This is a genomic window from Streptomyces sp. NPDC039430 (genome assembly GCF_055639435.1).
Genome location: NZ_JBVKAK010000018.1, coordinates 51,657 through 69,910, shown reverse-complemented (window position 1 = coordinate 69,910; position 18,254 = coordinate 51,657). Strand labels below are relative to the sequence as shown.

The window sequence follows — 18,254 nt, the reverse complement described above, 5'->3', positions numbered from 1 at the left end:
CAGAGTTGGGTGGGGCGGTTGAGGCACTCCCTCCGGATGGCGGTACTGTGCGCGCGCGCCGTCATCGTGGGCGGCGCGGTTATCGCGGAGGATTTTGTGACTCTATTCAGCGGATCATGGCGGCGCAGAAGCGCCCTCATAACCGTCGCCACGGCAAGTGCGCTCGGTGTCGGCCTGTCGGCCGTTCCCGCGTCCGCGCACACGCCGACGTGGTCGGTGACCTGCTCCGAGGTCAGCCTCGACCTGACCGCTTACGGCAACAGCGACAAGAACACGGTGACGGTCACCGTGGACGGCAAGGACCTGCTGCCCACGCAGAATTTCAAGAACGACTTCCACAAGAAGCTCGACCTTCCCGAGCACAAGAGCGAGCTGAGCGTTCGTCTCGTCGTGGTGGCCGCCGACGGCGACCAGTTCTCGAAGGACGAGACGAAGACCGCTCCGGTCTGCGAGGAGCCCAGCCAGCCGCCGTCCTCGGAGCCGGCTCCGACGCCTACGGAGGCGAAGCCCACCACCGAGGCGCCCACGCCGGCGCCTTCGGAGACGGTCACGCCCACGGACGAGGCCAGCGACTCGGCGCCCGCGGTGCCCTCGTCGCAGCCGAGCCCGGCCGGGGACGACCTCGCCGAGACGGGTTCCTCCAGCTCCACCCCGCTGATCGCCGGTGCGGCCGCCGTCGTACTGGTCGCCGGCGCGGGCATCATGTGGGCGTCGCGCAAGCGTCGTACCGCGGGAAACTGACCGACCGGTTCCCGCACACCGCCCCGCCGCCACGTCGGACGCCGTCCGGACTTCACCGCCAACACTCGGCGGCCCGGACGACGGTGACCCGGCCATGAGGCATGGACCGGACGACTGCTCGCCCGCCAGGGGCGCGTCGGCCGGGCTCCCCGCGGCGGAGACGGTGTGAGAAGCCGAGGAGATACGGAACGGGCGGGCTGCCCCGACGGGGCGCCACCCCGACGTACTCCTCGCTCAGTGTGAGGCCCCGCGGCATCCCCCGTCCGCGGGGCCTCGCCATGCGCGCCGCGGCCCGCGCGCGGACAATGGACCGGACACCCGCCGACGGAGCGAATCCCCGGCGGCGCGAACCCGGCGGCGAGACCTCGCCGCCGGACCGGAAGCCCGCCGACAGGCCACCGACACACTGGGGGCGCCATGGATCCGGTGGAGGCTCTCGACAGGATCGCCTTTCTGCTGGAGCGCTCGCGGGCCGAGACCTATCGGGTGCGCGCGTTCCGTACCGCCTCGGCGGTGGTGGCCGGCATGCCCGCCGAGGAGGTCGCGCGCCGCGCCGAGGCGGGCACGCTCGGCCGGGTGCGCGGCATCGGCCCCAAGACGTCCCAGGTCGTGGAAGCCGTGGTGAAGGGCTCCGTTCCGGAGTATCTGGCGCGGCTGGAGCAGGAGGCGGCCGGGCCGCTCGCGGAGCGTGGACACACACTGCGCGCGGCGCTGCGCGGTGACTGTCATCTGCACTCCGACTGGTCGGACGGCGGCAGCCCCATCGAGGAGATGGGGCGGACGGCGGCCGCGCTCGGTCATGAATGGGCCGTGCTCACGGACCACTCCCCCACCCTGACCGTGGCCCGGGGGCTGACGGCCGGGCGGCTGCGCGAACAGCTCGATGTGATCGCGGAGCTGAACGAGCGTTGGGCGCCGTTCCGGCTGCTGACCGGCATCGAGTGCGACATCCTGCCGGACGGCTCGCTCGACCAGGAGCCGGAGCTGCTCGACCGGCTCGATCTGGTGGTGGCGTCCGTCCACTCGAAGCTGCGCATGGACGCCGCTCCGATGACCCGGCGCATGGTCGCCGCCGTACGCAATCCGCTGACCGATGTGCTGGGTCACTGCACGGGACGGCTGGTCATCGGACGGAGCCGGCGGGATCGCGGCGGATCGGGCGGCAGCCGGCCGGAGTCGGCGTTCGACGCGGACGCGGTGTTCGAGGCGTGCGCCGAATCGGGCACCGCGGTGGAGATCAACAGCAGGCCCGAGCGGCTCGACCCGCCCCGCCGGCTGCTGCGCCGGGCTGTGGCGGCCGGGGTCCTCTTCGCCATCGACACGGACGCGCACGCGCCGGGGCAGCTCGACTGGCAACTCCTGGGCTGCGCGCGGGCGGAGGAGTGCGACGTGCCCGCCGACCGGGTCGTCAACACCTGGCCGGCCGAGGGGCTGCGGGAGTGGACGCGGACCCGCCGTGCCCCGTCCCCGGGCTGAACGGCGCCCGCGGTACGTACGGGAGAGCCGGACCGCGGCGGCGGGCCGGCGGGCGTACGTGAAGGCCGGGGCTCGGCTGCGCGTGTGAGGTCGGGGGCCCGGCGGCGTACGTGAAGGCCCGGCTCAGCCGCCGTCCAGCTCGGCGAACAGACTGGTGTCGAGGCGGGCCAGCAGATCGGTCGGATCCTCGTACACCTCCGCCGCGCCGCCGGACTCCAGGGCGGCGCGCGGAATGCCGCCCGACAGCAGGGCGACGGGGCGGACACCGGCTCGCGTCGCCGCCTCCATGTCCCACACCGAGTCGCCGACGAACACCGCCAGTTCCGCCGGCACCCCGGCCAGCTCCAGTGCCGGGCCGACCGGGTCGGGGACCGGCCTGCCCGCCGGCAGGTCACCCCTCGCGCCCGCCGTCCCGAGGATGACGTCGTCGGCGTCGATCGCCCCGCGCAGCGCGGCGATCTCGGCCTCGCCCGCCGAGGTGGCGAGCACGATCCGCCAGCCGCGGTCGGCGAGCGACCGCAGCAGATCGCCCGCCCCCTCGAAGGCGGGCAGCCGGTCCAGCCAGGTCCCGTACAGCGTCGTGTGCGCGGCGCTGATCCGCGCGTCCTGGCCCCGGTCCCGCTCGTCGCCGAGCAGATGCGCGATCAGGTCGCCGGAGCCGAGGCCGATCGCCCGGTGGATCGCCGACATCGGCACCGTGTGCCCGGCCTGGCGGAACGCCTCCCACCAGGCGGTCACATGGAGGTGGTTGGTGTCGACGAGTGTTCCGTCGATGTCGAACAGTGCCGCGCGCGTCGCCATGTGTGTCCCGTTCCCGTTCGGGTCGGACCCCGGGGCCACGCCCCGGCGCCCCGGATGCCTGGAGCAACGTCTTGATCATGCCGTCTCCTCCCGGCCAGGCAGGGGTTGAGCGGAGCCGTACGGGTGAACCACCTGCCTCGGCAGGGGCCCGGCCGCCGAGCCTCCGGCGCCTCCCCCGCGGGCGCGGCCGGCGGTCACCCCTCCGTACGACGGCCGCCCGGCCCGCCCGTTCCGCTCTCCGAGCGCGCCGCGTGACGGGCCCGCGCGGGGAGCACACCCCAGCACACGACGAACCACACGGCCATCACGCCGACCAGCCAGAGGGCGAGGGTGTGGTCCACCGCCAGCCGCAGGATGAGCAGCAGGGCCGAGGCCATCGTGCAGAAGAGCAGCACCAGCCCGACGACGGTCAGCCGGGAGGCCCAGACGACCATCGTCGGCTTCAACCGCCGCCCGGTCAGCAGACGGTGGAACGACACCGGCCCGATCAGCGCGCCGACCGCCGCCGCGCCGAGCATCACCGTGCTGGTGTAGATGGCCCGGTCGGTGTCCGACAGTTCGGTGAACCGCGACTGGAAGACGACGGTCAGCAGGAATCCGAACAGAATCTGCACGCCCGTCTGCGCCACGCGCAGTTCCTGGAGCAGCTCGCCCCAGAGGCGGTCGGCACGCTCCTCCACCGTCTCGTGCCGGCCGTGGCCGTCCTCGTCCTGTCTCGCCATACCGGCCTCCCGGGCCTCGCTCCCGCTGTCCACGGACGCGTCGTCGCGTACCGCCTCCGAGCCCCGTGAACCGTCAGTCCAAGGGCGGCGGTGGCAGACGCAGATGGGCCAGGTCCTCCGGGACCGGGGTGTTGGGGCGGAACAGCGGGGCCGACTCGCCGTCGGCGGCCGTCGCTGGCGCGTCGGTGAGCCTGAAGCGGGCGCGCAGCCGGGTGTAGAAGTCGGTGGGGCCCAGCCTGACCAGCCGCAGCCGGTACTTGGCGCCGTACACGCCGACCCAGTCGCCCGGCCCGAGCACTCCGCGCAACTGACCGTCGATGCTCAGCGCCACCTCACCGGAGTGCGGCAGTACCCGCAGGGCCACCGATTCGTCGGGCGCCGCCACGACCGTGCGGTCGAACGTCATGTGCGCGGCCACGGGCGTGAAGACCACGGCGTCCATGTGCGGGGAGAGCACCGGTCCTCCGGCCGCGAAGCTGTAGGCCGTCGAGCCGGTCGGGGAGGCCACGATGACCGCGTCCGCCGAGTACGCGGCGAGGAGGCGCCCCGCGATATAGACCCCCAGGCTGACCTGCCGGTCCCGGACGAGCTTCTCCAGTACGACGTCGTTGACCGCGACGATGTCCAGTGCCACCCCCCAGCCGTCGCCCTCCGTGGTGTCCGGCCGGACATGGGGCGGCGGCAGCGACGGCACCTGGCTGGAACGCAGCAGCGCTTCCATGACGGTCGGCATCTGCGGGACACGCGACGTCCTCATCGTGAGCGTCATCCGCTCCTCGATCTCGGCACGGCCCTCGTGGACGGCGTCCAGTGCCTTCGTGACCTTCTCCGCCGGGACCTCTGTCAGGAACCCGACCCGGCCCAGGTCGACCCCGAGCACCGCCGCGTCGTTCTTGGCGGCGATCCGGGCTCCGCGCAGGAACGTGCCGTCGCCGCCGAGGGTCAGTACGAGGTCGGGATGGCCTGCCGCGGTGGCTTCCTCCTCGCCTCCGTGGCGCGGTTCATGGACCTTCCACACATCGATCTCGGTACACGGGATCTCGTGCGCGCGGCACCAGGCGTGGACGGCGCTCGCCGCCTCGACGGCCGCGGGGCGGCCCCGGTGAACCACGAGGCCGATGCGTTCGACAGACATGCTCGCGCTCCCCGTACGTCCGGTCCCTCGGTATCCGTCCGCTCCGGCGGTCGGGCACCGCCGCACACTTTCCAGGGTCGCCGATTACCCGGCGGGACGGCCGGGGCCGGTCGGCCCCTTATCGGATTCACCCGAATGGCGGATAGCCACGGATGGCACCGCGACGGCACCGACCACCGTGAACGCTGCTCCGACAGGCACCCGGGGCCGGCTCGGGACACTGCCGGCACGCCGCCCCGGTTGCCCCGGGTCCCGGACGGATGCGCGATGGAGTCGTGCGCGCCTGACCGTGAGGGGCCAATCCCGCAGACGCGCTTCCCCCACGCGAGGAGTGATCGCTGATGTCAGCCGATGGCGTGTTCGACAGCCCCAGCAGGCTCAACGGTTTGCCCATATACGACAAGGACGGCGACAAGATCGGCAACGTCGGCCAGGTCTATGTGGGCGACCGTTCGGGCCGCCCGGAGTGGGTCACCGTGAAGACCGGTCTGTTCGGCATGAAGGAAAGCCTCGTCCCGCTGTCCGGCGCCCGCCGCGCGGGTGAGGACATCCATGTCCCGTACGCGAAGGAGACCGTCAAGGAAGCTCCGCGGCTGGACGCGGACGAGCATCTGGACCCCAGTCAGGAGAAGCAGCTCTACAAGCACTACGGTCTGACCGCCACGGGCGGGGGTCTGGGCATGGCCTCGGGCGCCGCCGCAGGTACGGGCACGACCTCCGGCACGGCCACGAGCGCGGCTTCCGGCACGGGGCGGACGGGGGCCGGGACGGGGGCCGGCGCGCGGCCGGGTCTCGCCGCCACCGCCGGCGCGGCACGGCCGATGGCCGGGGTGCGCGGCTCGATGCCCGGCGAGGGCAAGGAACAGTACGGCGAGGAACTGATCCGGTCCGAGGAGCAGCTGCACGTCAGCACCGAGGAACACGAGGTGGGCCACGCCCGGCTGCGCAAGGTCGTGGTGACCGAGAACGTGACCACCTCCGTACCGCTCAGCCATGAGGAGGTCCGGGTCATCCACGAGGCGATCGCGCCCGAGGACCGGTCCGGCATCCGCGGCTCCCGTATCGGGGAGGCCCAGACCGAGGTGACCCTGCACGCCGAACAGCCTGTCATCCGCAAGGAGTCCGTCCCGGTCGAGCGCGTGCGCATGGAGACGGAGAAGGTGACCGAGCAGAAGGAGGTCTCCACCGAGGTCCGCAAGGAACAGATCGAGTACGACACCGATCAGACCGACACGGGCACGGGAGGCAGGCGCGGCTCCGGCCGCTGACCCGGCCGGCAACCGGCCGTACGCGAACGCCCCCGCCCGCCACGTCCGCGTGGCCGGCGGGGGCGGGCCGTGCGCGCCCTCGGCGGCCGGCTTCCCGGGGTCGAGGGCGCCCGGCGACGTGCACCCGGCGCGTACGGTGGGTGAGCGGCATGGCCTCTCCGAGCGTTCGGGCCGGTGCGGGGACGTGGAACCGCCGGTGCGGGAACGTGGAACCGAGCGGTGGGACCGAGCGTCAGCTCGCACTCGGGCTGACGCTGGCGCTCGTGCTCGGGCTGGTGCTCGCGCTGGGGCTCGCGCTCTGCGGCGGGGTGGTGATGGCCTTGCCCTCGGGGCTGACGACGAACCACTTGGCGCCGAACTCGGTCAGGTCCTGGCCCTTGGTCTCGCCGGGCTTGGTGTCTTCCCTGAACGTGTAGAGCGGGTGGCCGTTGTACATGGCCTGCTTGGTCCCGTCACTGCGCGTGGTGGTGGTCAGCAGATTCGCCTTGACGCCGGCGCCTGCCTGCGGAGTTCCCTTGACGAGCGCGGGCGGCCAGTCGACCTCGCAGTCGCCGGTGCACGTGGACTTCTTCGCCTTGTCCGCCTCGAAGAGGTAGAGCGTATGGCCCTTGCCGTTGACCAGGATCTTTCCGAAGGGTCCGGTCTTGACGGATACCTTGCCCACTTCCTCGGACGGGTTGACCGACGGGGAGCTCGTCACGGACGGGGAGGTGGAGGCCGAGGCCGCCACGAAGTCCGCGGGCTGTTCCTTGGAGGCCGATCCGCTCCCGCTGTCGGAGCAACCGGCGACCACCCCGGCGCAGAGTGCGGCCGCGGCCAACGCGGCTGCTGTCCTGGTGTTGATCCTCATTCAAGTCTCCTCCAGCTCAGGGCCGCCCCAGGGGCAGCGCAGCGCCCGCCCGATCGCGGTCGCAGATCCCACTACACGACAGGCTCCGAAAGCGGGCCACCGGACAGAGCCGTTCGGAGTACACGGCCCCTGACCAGGCGGCCGTCCGGCCCTCACCGGGCCCAGGGCAGGGGCCTTGCGGGGCCTGGCCCGTACCGGCCTGGGCTCCTCCGGACGAGTGAGGTACTGTGGGGGGCTGCGAAGGGGAGTAGCCCCGCGAACCGGTCGTCGACACACTGGAACCCCAGGGTTCCCGGTGGCCGGGCCCACTGGTCCAGTGGGCGGGCGAGACCTTCGGTCAGGCATTGACGGTGTCCACGCCTTGTGGGCACCACCGTCGTGCCGGGCCGAGTGTCCTCCTGGCTCCGTACGGGGCTTCGCGAAGATCCGGGCCCGGCCCTCAGAGAAAGCCACCCGGAATGCATCTCGACCCCCTGGCGATCTTCACCGCCTTCGGGCTGATCTTCCTTGCGGAGCTCCCCGACAAGACCATGTTCGCGTCCCTTGCCATGGGGACGCGCATGCGCCCGCTCTATGTATGGTTCGGCACCTCGACGGCGTTCCTCGTGCATGTCGCCATCGCCGTCGGCGCGGGCAGTCTGATCGGGCTCCTGCCCGGCTGGATCGTCAAGCTCGTCTCCGCCGCTCTCTTCGCGTTCGGCGCCTTCATGCTGCTGCGCGGCGGAGGCGACGACGAGGACGAGAACGGCGAGACGAAGACCGTCACCGGCTTCTGGCCCGTCTACTCCACCGCGTTCATGGCCGTCTTCATCAGCGAGTGGGGCGACCTCACCCAGATCACCACCGCCAACCTCGCGGCCAGCAACGGCACCTGGTCCACCGCCATCGGTTCGGCCGCCGCGCTCATGTCCGTGTCCGCGCTGGCTCTGCTCGCCGGCCGGTTCATCGCCACGCGCGTTCCCCTCAAGACCGTCCAGCGCATCGGCGGTCTGTGCATGCTCGGCCTCGCGATCTGGTCCGTGACCGAGATCTTCGTGGGCTGACGACCGGTCGGCTCCGCGCGAAGGCGGAGGTATGGGGAGAGCCCTGCCCACCGGTGAAAACCGGCGGGCAGGGCTTCTTCGGACAGGACGCTTCTACGAACAGGACGCTTCTGGAAGGGGACAGCGGGCTCAGGCGGCCGGGGCCAGGTGCTGGTCGAGCACCGCGAGGACATCACGGGCCGCCGCGGGCCCGGTGTTGAGATAGAAGACGTCGTCGTCGACCGGGATCGCCGTCTTGCCCGCGACGGCGGACAGGGTCGGCCAGAGCGGCGCCTTCGTCAGCTCCGAGACCTTGGACGCGGGGCCCTGGACGCCGTAGAACAGCCAGTCGGCGTCGGCCCGGTCCAGCTGCTCGTTGCTGATGTTCTGGGAGGTCTTGTCGAACCGCTGGCTCTTGGGACGGCCGAGCCCGGCGTCCTCGGCGATGCTCCCGGTGAACGAGGGCACGCCGAAGACCCGCAGCCGGTCGCCGTTCAGCCGCAGGAAGGAGACGGTCACCGGCTTGTCGAGGCTCTTGCCGAGCTTTTCGGCGTCGGCGTGGAAGTCGTCGAGGTACGTCCGCGCCTGCTCGGTCTTGCCGAGCCCGTCGGCGACGAGCAGGAAGTCCTGCTTCCAGTACAGCCCCGTGCCCTGCGTGGCGATGGTGGGCGCCAGCTCGGTCAGCGCGGTGTAGAGGGTCTTGGCGTTCTTGCCCGCGATGTTCATCAGGATCAGGTCCGGCTTGATGTTCGCGATGGTCTCCAGGTTCGGGTCGACCCGCGAGCCCACGTCCACGACCTTCGCCAGCCGCGCGGCGTCCTTCGGGAAGTCCTCCTTCAGATAGCGGGGTACGAGCTCCGCCCCGTCCCCGCGGGTCGAACCCGCCGGTACCGTGCCGAGCGTGAGCAGCGCGTCGGCCTGCCCGGTGGAGATCACCACGACCTTCTTCGGCGCGGCCTCAAGGGTGGTCTTGCCTTCGAAGTGGCTGACGGTGCGCGGGAATTGCCCGTCCGGTTTTCCGCTGCCCATGCCCTTGGGCACGGAGCGGGGCGCGGTGTGGGTCGACGCGGCCGGTGCGGCCGGCGCGTCGGAGGTCGCGGCGTCGCCCGACGTGTCGGCCGACTGGGTGGAACAGCCGCTGAGCAGCAGGGCGCCGGCTACGGCGACGCCACTGACGAGACGGATGAGAGGGAGATCACGGAAGCGGTACACGAGGCATTAGCTTAGGCTTCCCTAAGTGCGGATGAGTAGGTACGGCGGTCATGCGATGGATCACATATCCGGAGGTGCGAATTCCGGAAAGGCGGGCTCTGGAAAGGCGGAGTCCGGAAGGACGGGGTACGGAAGGACGGGGTACGGGGAAGCGGTTCCCGTGAAGGCGGAGCCGGCTGCCCCGGCCGGAGACGGGCAGCGCCCCGACAGCAGGCGAACCTCCGGCCCACCGGGCGCGCGCCCACGGCCCGGCGGGCTGTGGCGCGGAAGACACCTCGCCGCCCTGGTCGGCTGTCTCGCCCTCGTCGTCCTGCTCGTACTGATCAGCCTGGGCGTCGGCGCGCGGGGCATCCCCCTGGGGACCGTGGGGCGCGTGCTGCTCCATGACGACGGAAGCCCGGAGGCCATCATCGTCCGGCAGTTGAGGATGCCCCGTACCGCCCTCGCGGTCGTCGTCGGTGCCGCGCTGGCGCTGGCGGGGGTCGTCATGCAGGCCATCACCCGTAACCCGCTCGCCGAGCCGGGCATCGTCGGCGTCAACGCGGGCGCCTCCTTCGCGGTCGTGATCGCCATCGCCGCGTTCCATGTCACCGGCGTCTCCGGATACATCTGGTTCGCCTTCGCCGGAGCGGTCCTGGCCGCGCTGGTCGTCTACACGCTCACCTCGGGTGCCACCCGCAGCCACCACCACACCCGGCTCGTCCTTGCGGGGGCGGCGCTGTCGGCGAGTCTCGGTGCCTGTACCGGCATCATCACGATGTTCAACACCACGGCCTTCGACTCGTACCGCTTCTGGGTGGTGGGGGCGCTGGAGAACCGGGGTACGGAGGCGCTCACCGCCGCGGCCCCCTTCGTCGTGGCCGGCACGCTGATCGCGCTGGCGCTCGGCCCGTCCCTGAACGCGCTCGCGCTCGGAGACGAGACCGGGGCGGCTCTCGGGCTGAGAGTCACCTGGGTGCGCGCGGCCGGGTTCCTCTCGATCATGCTGCTCTGCGGCGCCGCGACCGCCGCCGCGGGGCCGATCGGGTTCGTCGGTCTGGTCGTTCCGCATGTGCTGCGGCTGGTCCTCGGCCCCGACCTGCGTCCGCTGCTCGTCTTCGCGCTGCCCGGCGGCGCCATCCTGCTGCTCGTCAGTGATATCGCGGGACGGGTGCTCGCCCCGCCGGGCGAGATCGAGGTCGGTATCGTCACCGCGTTCGTCGGGGCCCCCGCGCTGCTCTGGCTCGTCGGCAGGCGCAAGGAGGTCGCGGCGTGAACGCCTCGTACCGTCCCGCCGCCCCGACGCGTGTCCTGCGGCTTCCCGGCGAACTCACCCTGCGCTACTCGGGCCGGACCGCCGTCGTGGCGGCCGTTCTGCTGGCGGGATGCGCGGTGGTGTGGGCGCTCAGCGTGTTCACCGGTACGTACCGGATCGACACGGGCCGGATCCTCGACGTACTCGCCGGTGGCGGATCGGGGACGGACCGGTTCATCATCGTCGGCCAGCGGCTGCCGCGCGTCTGCGCCGCGCTGCTGGTGGGCGCGGCTCTCGGGCTGTCCGGGGCGCTGTTCCAGAGCCTGTCGCGCAACCCCCTGGGCAGCCCGGACGTCATCGGGTTCACCACCGGTTCCACCAGCGGCGCGCTCGTCGTCATCCTGGCCGGCGGGGGTACGGCCGGGCTCGGCGTCGGCGCGGGCTCCGTGCTCGGCGGGCTGGTGACGGCGGTGGTCGTGTACGCGTTCACCGCCTCGCGCGGTGTCTCGGGCAACCGGCTGGTGCTCGCCGGTATCGCCGTCGGCGCGATGCTGGCGTCGGTCAACGACTTCCTTCTCACCCGCGCCGATCTGGAGTCCGCTGAGAGCGCCAAGGCCTGGACGTTCGGCAGCCTGAACGCCGTCTCCTGGCCGCAGGTCACTCCGCTGGCGCTCGCGCTGCCCGTACTCGCCGTGGCCACCCTGGCCGTGGGCCGCCCGCTGCGGCTCATGGAGATGGGGGACGACACGGCGGGCGCCCTCGGAGTGAACATCGCGCGCGTCCGGGCGCTCGGCCTGCTGCTGGGGGTCGCTCTGGCGGGCGCGGCCATCGCCGTCGCCGGCCCGATCGGCTTCCTCGCGCTGGCGGCCCCTCAACTGGCCCGCAGAATCACCCGGGCCCCTGGCGCCCCGATCGGCTCGGCCCTGCTCATGGGCGCGCTGATCCTCGCCACCGCGGATCTGCTGGCCCAACGACTCCTGTCCCCGTTCCAGATCCCGGTGGGGCTGGTCACCGGCGCCCTCGGCGGTCTCTATCTGCTGTGGCTGCTGTCCAGAGAGAAGAGGAACACCGGGCCCCGGTGACTCCGTGATCCGGCGGTCGGTGACCGGTGGGCGGAAGAGGTCGCTCCCGCACGGCCGGGCCGCGCCGTGTTGACCGCCATGCATTGTTTACGATGATCGTATGAAGCGTTGGTCACCACGTGGCAGGACCCGGTCCAGTGGGCCGCGGGTTCCGCTGCTGCTGTTGGTGACCGCGGTGATGACCGGTCTGCTGGCGATGCACGGGCTGTCGCCCGTTCCCACGACGGAAGCGCACGCCGCGTCCGCCATGGGCCCGCGATCGGCTTCCGTACCGGCGTCCTCCGTATCGGCGTCTTCCGTACCGGCGTCCTCCGTACCGGCGTCCTCCGTACCGGCGTCTTCCGAACCCGCGTCCTCCGTGCCCGCGCCGTCCAGTCATGCCATGGCCGCGGGCACGGTGGACGGGGACTGCGCGCATCAGCGGCACGGGGGCGGCGGGCATCTGGACCACGCGGATGCCACCTGCGCCGCCGCCGGTGTCGGTGCCGGCCCCGCGCTGCCGACCTCGCTCGCCTCGGCTCTGCCCTCCGGCCCGCTCGACGTGCCCGCCGCGCTGCGCCAGGCTCCCGGGACGGCGACGGGCGACCGGGCTCCTCCTTCATTGAGCGAACTCCAACTCCTGCGTATATAGGCGCCGCTCCCGCGGCCGTCGCCCGCTGCCGAGCCGATCACATCGATGCGCGTCGATTCATGTCGATCGCGTGGACCGGTTCGCCGGGCCGGTGGCCGCCTCCGGTATGCCCTCATCTCCCCCACCACGCACAGGAGTCGTTCCACCATGACCTCGTACCGTCGCACGGCCCGTACGGCCGCCACCGCCGCGGCCGTGACCGCCGCCGCGCTCACCCTCGCCGCCTGCGGCGGGGACAACGGAAGCCCGTCCTCCAGCGCCTCGACGTCCGCGTCCGCGTCCACCCCCGCTTCGGCGGCGGCGGGCTCGGCGCACAACGCCGCGGACGTGTCCTTCGCGCAGGGCATGATCCCGCATCACCAGCAGGCGGTGGAGATGGCCGACCTCGCCGCCACCCGGGCCTCCTCGGCGGAGGTCGGGAAGCTCGCCGCCGAGATCAAGAAGGCCCAGGACCCGGAGATCAGGACCCTGTCCGGCTGGCTCACGTCCTGGGACGCGCAGGTGCCCACGCAGGGAAGCATGGATCACTCGGGCTCGGGGCACTCGATGCCCGGGATGATGGCCGAGGGCGACATGTCCACGCTGGAGAAGGCGTCGGGCCGGGCGTTCGACACCGCGTTCCTGAAGCTGATGGTCAGGCATCACGAAGGCGCGGTCGAGATGGCCAGGACCGAGAAGTCCGACGGGGCCGACCAGCGCGCCAAGGACATGGCCGATGCCATCATCACGTCCCAGAGCGCCGAGATCACGCGGATGAACAACCTGCTCGACAAGTAGCACCGGCCCCGGGGCCTTGACGACCGGGGACCGCGCCGAACGCGCGGTCCCCGGTCGGTCGCGGGCGGCGCTCCGCCACGAGAGCACCGGCTCCGCCGGAGAGCATCGCTCCGTCACGAAAGCACCGCTCCGTCACGAACGCGCCGCTCCGTCGAGAAAGCGGCTATCCGCCACGAAAGCGGTTCTCCGTCAAGAGAGCAGTGCTCCGCCATTCCTCCCGGGCCCCGCGATCGCGACGACCGGTATCGGGATCTCCAGTTCGGGCCGGTCCCACATCACGGCCGGCGGGTTCGCGGCGACGGTGCCGGTGCGACGGGCGCCCACGCTGCGGTAGAAACCCTCGGCGGGCGGATGGGAGACGACACGGACGGCGTCGGCTCCGGCGCCACGCGCCTCGTCCGTCATGTGCTCCACGAGCCGGCGGCCGATCCCGAGCCCCTGCGCCGCGTCCGCGACGAACATCAGATCGAGCTCCGGCGGGACGAGGACGAGAGCGTAGAAGCCGAGCAGCCGCTCATCGGTACGCGCGGTGTCGACGTCGGCGCCGGTGTCGGCGCCGGTGTCGACACCGGCGTTGCCCGCGGCCCGTCCGGTCGCCACGGCCACAAAGACCCGGTGGGTCTCGATGTAGTCGGGGCCGACCCGGTACCCCGCGATCATCGGGGCGTACGGGCCCTCGTAGGCGCGGGAGCCCCGGACGAGCCGGGTGAGCCGCCGGGCGTCCCGGGCGGTCGCCCGCCTGATCGAGACCGTCGCACCGGCCACCCCGTCACCCACACGCGTAACTCGCGAAACCATAGGGTGAGTATTACACCCGCGTCACACCCGACGCGTGGCGCCCTTTGCGCGAACCCGGACGGCCGACAGGATGAGGCCGGGGCCGGTGCGCCGAACCGCCCCCGGGGTGCGTCACGTACGCCAGAGGTCCAGACCGGGAACCACTTTCTTTCTTTGCCGGGCGATTATTGGCATGGCCATGTGGAAGCTTCAGCATGGAACCGCACTACGCGCGTCACCCCCTCCGGGCAATGGATTTCGGGAGACACCATGGAAGCCCACGTCCCCACCCCGTCCCCGTCCCGCCGCGCCTTACTGCGTTCAGGGGCCGGTCTCGGCGCCGCCGCGCTGGGACTCGCCACGATCTCCGCCTCCACCGCCCGAGCCGCCGGCGAACGGAGCGCCCCGGACGAACGGAGCGCTCCCGGCGCCGGGGCGCGTGCCTCCGCCGGCTATCCGCCCACCCACTGGATCCCGGCCAGCGCCGCCAACTACACGGTGTCCAGCCGTCCGACCACGTATCGGGTCGACTTCGTCGTCATCCATGTGACGCAGGAGACCTTTCCCGACGCGATGAAGATCTTCCAGGACCCGGCCAAGAAGGTCTCCGCGCACTACATGGTCGCCTCGGCCGACGGCTATATCGGGCAGTTCGTACGGGAGAAGGATGTCGCCTGGCACGCGGGCAACTGGGACTACAACACCCGCAGCGTCGGCATCGAGCACGAGGGCTGGGTGGACAGGCCGGAGTACTTCACGGACGCGATGTACGCGTCGTCCGCGGCGCTGACCGCCGCCGTGTGCGCCAGATACGGCATCCCCAGGACACGGGAACACATCATCGCCCACAGCGAGGTGCCCGGCGCCACGCACACCGACCCGGGCCCGCTCTGGGACTGGGACAGGTACATCGGTCTGGTCAACGGCTGACCTGTCCACGGCTCCACCCCGGGCGCGGTCGGAGGCCGTTGCCGATCGCGTCACCGAACACCATGTGCACACCGACTCGTTCGGGTGAGGAATCCCGACCGGTCTGGCGGTCGTCCCATCCCACGTGCCATAAGAAGGAGCCAGCATCCCATAGGGGAAAGAGAACACCGTGTACAGAATGCGCACGGGGCGCCGCGTCGCCTCGGCTCTCGCCGTTCTCGTGATCGCCTGCTCCGGGCCGCTGGCCGCGACACCCGCCGGCGCCGCCTGGTCCCCCGTCGGCGCCGCCAGGTCACCCGCCGCCTCGTCCGCCGCGGACGGTACCCCGGCCCCGCGGGCGGCGAAGGTACCCGTGGGGGAACCCAAGGGCAAGGTCGTCTCGCGGATCACCCTGAGCATCCGTGAGGAGCCGACCTCCCGCTCCGCCTATCTGGGCGGCCTGCGGCCCGGCACGGTCATCCCCCTCTTCTGCAAGGTCAGGGGCGAGAACGTGGACGGCAACACCCTCTGGTACCTGCTCGGGGACGCACGGCCCGGCTATGTCGCGGCCCGTTACGTCGAGAACCAGTCGCCGGTGCCGTTCTGCCGGCGCTGACCGACCGGCGAGGAGCGAGCGTGCACGACGATCCCTTCGGTGATCCCTTCGGCGAGGCCTACCGGCTGGGCCACGCCGGTGGCGGGCGCCCCGGCAGCGCCCATCTGGTCTTCGAGCTGGCCAACGGGTACTGCTACGCGCAGGATGTCGCCGAGTACTTCACCGGAGCGGACACGTGGTGGGAGTGCGACCGGATCGCCTGCGGCCGGGTCGCCGGGCGTGTGCTGGACATCGGCTGCGGGCCGGGCCGCCACAGCGCCCCGCTCGCCCGCGACGGGCACGACATCGTGGGGATCGACACCTCGCCCGGCGCGGTGGCCCTCGCCCGTGACCGGGGCGTACGCGCCGAGATCGGCGGCGTACCGGACGATCTGCCGGCCGGACTCGGCACGTTCGACACCTTCTTGATGCTCGGCGCCAACCTCGGCCTTCTCGGCGACACCGAACACCGCCACCGTGTACTGCGGGCGCTGGCCGGCCTCGCGCGGCCCGGCGCGCAACTGCTCGGCAGCAATGTCACCTTCCCCGCGCGTCCTCCCGCGCGTCCTCCCTCCCGTTCTTCCTCGGGCGACGCGACCGGCGCCGCACGCCCGGGAGTTGCCGCACGGGCGACGGTGCCGGGGCTCACCTCCCTGCGGGTGCGCCATGGCTTCGCCGCGTCCCCCTGGCACGACTTCCTCGGCTGTCCGCCGCGTCACCTGGCGGACGCCGTGGCGGGGACGGGGTGGCGGGTCGAGGAGGTGCGCGAGGACAGCGCCGCCGGCTCTCCGGCCTATCTGGCGCAGCTGCGCCTCGTCGACCGGCCCTGAGGACGGCCCGGTGGCGGCGGACATGAGCCCGCCGCCGCCACCGGGCCCGCCGCGTCACACGTACGGCGTCAGGAAGTCCTCGGGCGCGAGCGCCCGGCTGACGATGCGCGTGTCACCGATCCAGCCGTAGAAGCCCTGGCCGAACAGCTCGTCGAACTGGGTGGCCCCGATCACGAAGGGCTTGCCCAGCGTGGCGATGCCGGTCGACTTCTGGGCCGGGTTCCGCGCGATCTTCGAGCCGTCGACGTACATCACCGTACGGCGGCCGTCGTTGACGAGGGCGATGTGCATCCAGCGGCCGACCGGGACGGCGTGGCTCCAGGAGGTGGGGTCGGCGTCCTGGCGCTGCGGGTAGACGACGAACTGGAGGAACCGCTCGGGGGAGAGATTGAGGCTGCACGTCGGCTCGTCGGGCGACCAGCCGGTCGTCTTGCCCGCGTCGCCGTTGCGCCCCTCCCAGCTGAGGATCCCCATCCAGGCGTGATCACCGTCGAACGGCTCGGGGAGCTTGATGAACGTCTCGATGGTGTAACCCGACGTGAAGGTGGCGCTGTTGAGCGGGGCGCCCGCCGCGGTGGTGAGGACCGCGCCCCGGTCCGGGGCCTTGCCTCCGTCGAAGCGCAGGCTCGCGTGGGCCGGCTGGCCGTGGTGGTGCTCGGCCGACCAGGTCAGCGCGTCGGCGCCGCTCGCGTGGAGCCGGCGTACCGTCAGATCGTTGCCGTTGCCGGTCAGGTCACGGGCGACCCTGCCGTCCGTCACGGGCTTGCCCGCCCGGCCCGTGTCCGGCAGGCCGGAGGAGTCGAACCGCCAGTAGGCGACGGTGCCGCGCGGCATCACGGCCGAGGCGGGCCGGGGGGCGGGCGGTGTGTCCGGGGCGAAGCCCGCGAAGCGTTCGGTGAAGTCGATGTCCAGGCTGAACCGGTCGACGGGGCCGGTCAGTTCGATGGTCTCGGCTTCCAGGGGTGTCCGCTTCGCCGGATCGCGGGAGAGGAACCACGGGGAGAACGTCTCGACGTCGATGACTCCACGGGCCAGATCGAAGCCGTACAGCCGGATCATCCCGGCGCCGCCGTAGTAGCGGTCCTGGTAGTTGGTGATCTGGACGTGCACGTCATGACCGGCGTCGTTGGTCAGTACGGTGCGGCCGGGCGGCCAGTAGTGGCCGCCCAGGGCCAGGAAGATCTGGTCGTTGCCGCGGACGATGCCGTCCCACAGCCGCTTGCCGTTGTCCGACAGCTGGGCCGCGCCGTCGTCGTCGGACCAGGCGAGGTCGTGGGTGGTCAGCACGGCGGGCAGCGACGGGTGCTTGTCGAGCACGCCCTGCGCCCAGCGCAGTCCGCCGTCCGACACCCGCCAGTCCAGCGCGAGGATCAGCCACTCGCGGCCCGCCGCGCGCAGCACGTGGTAGCTGTTGTAGCCGTCGGGCGAGGCGCCGCCGAAGGTCGGCATGGAGGAGTAGCGCTTCGGTCCGAACGCCTTGAGATACGCGCTGTCGCCACGCTGGTCGTCCGTCGACCCGTTGATGTCGTGATTGCCGGCGAGGACGCTGTAGGGCACCTTGCCGTGGAGGGTACGGAAGGTGTCGGCGGCGAGTTCGATCTCTTCGCCGGTGCCGTGTTCCGTGACATCACCGAGGTGCGTCATGAACGCGATATTGGATTCGCCGCGCTCCGAGACGAGATACCGGAAGGTCTCGCGCAGCGGCGCGGGGTCGGAGCTGTCGGCGTCGAAGAGGTACTGGGTGTCCGGGAGGACGGCCAGCGCGAACCGGGGGCTGTCGGCGTCGAACCGGCCTCCGCCGCCCCCTGCCGTGGCCGCCGCCGTCGCTGTCGCCGCCCGCGCCGGTACGGTGTCGAGCGCCGTGGCCGCGGCGCCCGCGGCGGGTACGACGAGCGCGGCCTGAAGCAGCGCCCGTCTGTCCAGATTCTTCTTGCTGTCCGTACTCATGCGCACTCCATGTACTGGATGTCCGTGTCCGCTGCACTGTGCTGATCGGCTGTGTCCGTCCGATGGCAGGGAGCTGAACGGTGGCCGCCCTTCGCCGCACGAATGGGCCCACACGGCGCGAAGTGGCCCGGATCGTACGGTGGGCTCCGGCGCGGCCGGGTGCACCGCTGACGCCGTCGTTGTGATGCACGAAGATCGTCACTACGGCCGCGCGACTGCGCGTGCGCCCGAGTCCGAGTGGAGGG

18 protein-coding genes are annotated in these 18,254 nt (G+C 71.8%); 11 read left to right on the top strand and 7 right to left on the bottom strand.

Features of this window, described 5'->3' with window-relative positions:
- The first annotated feature begins 96 nt into the window (after window positions 1-96).
- Both ACZ7LS_RS31470 and ACZ7LS_RS31465 read left to right on the top strand, forming a co-directional pair.
- The gene (locus tag ACZ7LS_RS31470; RefSeq protein ID WP_382526950.1) at window positions 97-741 is read left to right on the top strand and encodes an LAETG motif-containing sortase-dependent surface protein; all 645 of its coding nucleotides are present in this window, start codon (window positions 97-99) and stop codon (window positions 739-741) included.
- Between the two features lie 417 nt (window positions 742-1,158).
- A complete protein-coding gene (locus ACZ7LS_RS31465; RefSeq protein ID WP_382668678.1) occupies window positions 1,159-2,217 on the top strand; it encodes a PHP domain-containing protein in 1,059 nt (352 codons plus the stop codon).
- A gap of 123 nt (window positions 2,218-2,340) precedes the next feature.
- Here ACZ7LS_RS31465 and ACZ7LS_RS31460 read toward each other — a convergent pair whose 3' ends face one another.
- From ACZ7LS_RS31460 to ACZ7LS_RS31450, 3 genes are all read right to left on the bottom strand, one after another.
- Window positions 2,341-3,018, bottom strand: coding sequence for an HAD family hydrolase (locus ACZ7LS_RS31460; protein WP_382873001.1), 678 nt, complete (start codon window positions 3,016-3,018; stop codon window positions 2,341-2,343).
- 194 nt (window positions 3,019-3,212) lie between these two features.
- Window positions 3,213-3,740, bottom strand: a complete 528-nt coding sequence (locus tag ACZ7LS_RS31455; protein ID WP_382668676.1) for a DUF6328 family protein — start codon at window positions 3,738-3,740, stop codon at window positions 3,213-3,215.
- A 73-nt stretch (window positions 3,741-3,813) separates the two neighbouring features.
- Window positions 3,814-4,875: an NAD(+)/NADH kinase gene (locus ACZ7LS_RS31450; RefSeq protein ID WP_385132897.1), complete on the bottom strand. Its 1,062-nt coding sequence runs from the start codon at window positions 4,873-4,875 to the stop codon at window positions 3,814-3,816.
- Window positions 4,876-5,216: 341 nt separating this feature from the next.
- On the opposite strand from ACZ7LS_RS31450, the gene ACZ7LS_RS31445 reads away from it, so the two are divergent.
- On the top strand, window positions 5,217-6,143 hold the full coding sequence (locus ACZ7LS_RS31445; protein ID WP_385132899.1) for a DUF2382 domain-containing protein: 927 nt from the start codon (window positions 5,217-5,219) through the stop codon (window positions 6,141-6,143).
- 232 nt (window positions 6,144-6,375) lie between these two features.
- Here ACZ7LS_RS31445 and ACZ7LS_RS31440 read toward each other — a convergent pair whose 3' ends face one another.
- On the bottom strand, window positions 6,376-6,993 hold the full coding sequence (locus ACZ7LS_RS31440) for a COG4315 family predicted lipoprotein (protein WP_382526966.1): 618 nt from the start codon (window positions 6,991-6,993) through the stop codon (window positions 6,376-6,378).
- Between the two features lie 458 nt (window positions 6,994-7,451).
- Between ACZ7LS_RS31440 and ACZ7LS_RS31435 the strand changes: the two genes are divergently transcribed.
- Entirely contained in the window at window positions 7,452-8,036 is a 585-nt protein-coding gene (locus tag ACZ7LS_RS31435; protein ID WP_382526969.1) for a TMEM165/GDT1 family protein, read from the top strand.
- 129 nt (window positions 8,037-8,165) lie between these two features.
- Here the strand turns inward: ACZ7LS_RS31435 and ACZ7LS_RS31430 are convergent, their stop codons facing one another.
- Entirely contained in the window at window positions 8,166-9,227 is a 1,062-nt protein-coding gene (locus ACZ7LS_RS31430; RefSeq protein WP_382668669.1) for an ABC transporter substrate-binding protein, read from the bottom strand.
- Between the two features lie 160 nt (window positions 9,228-9,387).
- On the opposite strand from ACZ7LS_RS31430, the gene ACZ7LS_RS31425 reads away from it, so the two are divergent.
- The 4 genes from ACZ7LS_RS31425 to ACZ7LS_RS31410 all read left to right on the top strand — a co-directional run bounded on the left by ACZ7LS_RS31425 (window position 9,388) and on the right by ACZ7LS_RS31410 (window position 12,951).
- On the top strand, window positions 9,388-10,482 hold the full coding sequence (locus ACZ7LS_RS31425; protein ID WP_385132903.1) for a FecCD family ABC transporter permease: 1,095 nt from the start codon (window positions 9,388-9,390) through the stop codon (window positions 10,480-10,482).
- Entirely contained in the window at window positions 10,479-11,543 is a 1,065-nt protein-coding gene (locus tag ACZ7LS_RS31420) for a FecCD family ABC transporter permease (protein WP_382877711.1), read from the top strand. The genes ACZ7LS_RS31425 and ACZ7LS_RS31420 overlap by 4 nt, the downstream gene beginning before the upstream one ends.
- A gap of 100 nt (window positions 11,544-11,643) precedes the next feature.
- Entirely contained in the window at window positions 11,644-12,174 is a 531-nt protein-coding gene (locus tag ACZ7LS_RS31415; RefSeq protein WP_385132905.1) for a DUF6153 family protein, read from the top strand.
- A 147-nt stretch (window positions 12,175-12,321) separates the two neighbouring features.
- On the top strand, window positions 12,322-12,951 hold the full coding sequence (locus ACZ7LS_RS31410) for a DUF305 domain-containing protein (RefSeq protein WP_382668657.1): 630 nt from the start codon (window positions 12,322-12,324) through the stop codon (window positions 12,949-12,951).
- A gap of 189 nt (window positions 12,952-13,140) precedes the next feature.
- Here ACZ7LS_RS31410 and ACZ7LS_RS31405 read toward each other — a convergent pair whose 3' ends face one another.
- Complete coding sequence (locus ACZ7LS_RS31405; RefSeq protein WP_385132908.1) at window positions 13,141-13,749, bottom strand: GNAT family N-acetyltransferase; 609 nt, start codon at window positions 13,747-13,749, stop codon at window positions 13,141-13,143.
- A 249-nt stretch (window positions 13,750-13,998) separates the two neighbouring features.
- Here ACZ7LS_RS31405 and ACZ7LS_RS31400 point away from each other — a divergent pair, with 249 nt between their 5' ends.
- From ACZ7LS_RS31400 to ACZ7LS_RS31390, 3 genes are all read left to right on the top strand, one after another.
- A complete protein-coding gene (locus tag ACZ7LS_RS31400; RefSeq protein WP_382526989.1) occupies window positions 13,999-14,658 on the top strand; it encodes an N-acetylmuramoyl-L-alanine amidase in 660 nt (219 codons plus the stop codon).
- Between the two features lie 178 nt (window positions 14,659-14,836).
- Complete coding sequence (locus tag ACZ7LS_RS31395; protein ID WP_385132911.1) at window positions 14,837-15,253, top strand: SH3 domain-containing protein; 417 nt, start codon at window positions 14,837-14,839, stop codon at window positions 15,251-15,253.
- 20 nt (window positions 15,254-15,273) lie between these two features.
- Window positions 15,274-16,062 carry a class I SAM-dependent methyltransferase gene (locus tag ACZ7LS_RS31390; protein WP_382879210.1) on the top strand — a complete coding sequence of 263 codons (789 nt, stop codon included), beginning with the start codon at window positions 15,274-15,276 and terminating at the stop codon, window positions 16,060-16,062.
- 54 nt (window positions 16,063-16,116) lie between these two features.
- On the opposite strand, the gene ACZ7LS_RS31385 is transcribed toward ACZ7LS_RS31390, so the two are convergent.
- Complete coding sequence (locus tag ACZ7LS_RS31385; protein WP_385132915.1) at window positions 16,117-18,009, bottom strand: LamG-like jellyroll fold domain-containing protein; 1,893 nt, start codon at window positions 18,007-18,009, stop codon at window positions 16,117-16,119.
- Window positions 18,010-18,254 lie beyond the last annotated feature (245 nt).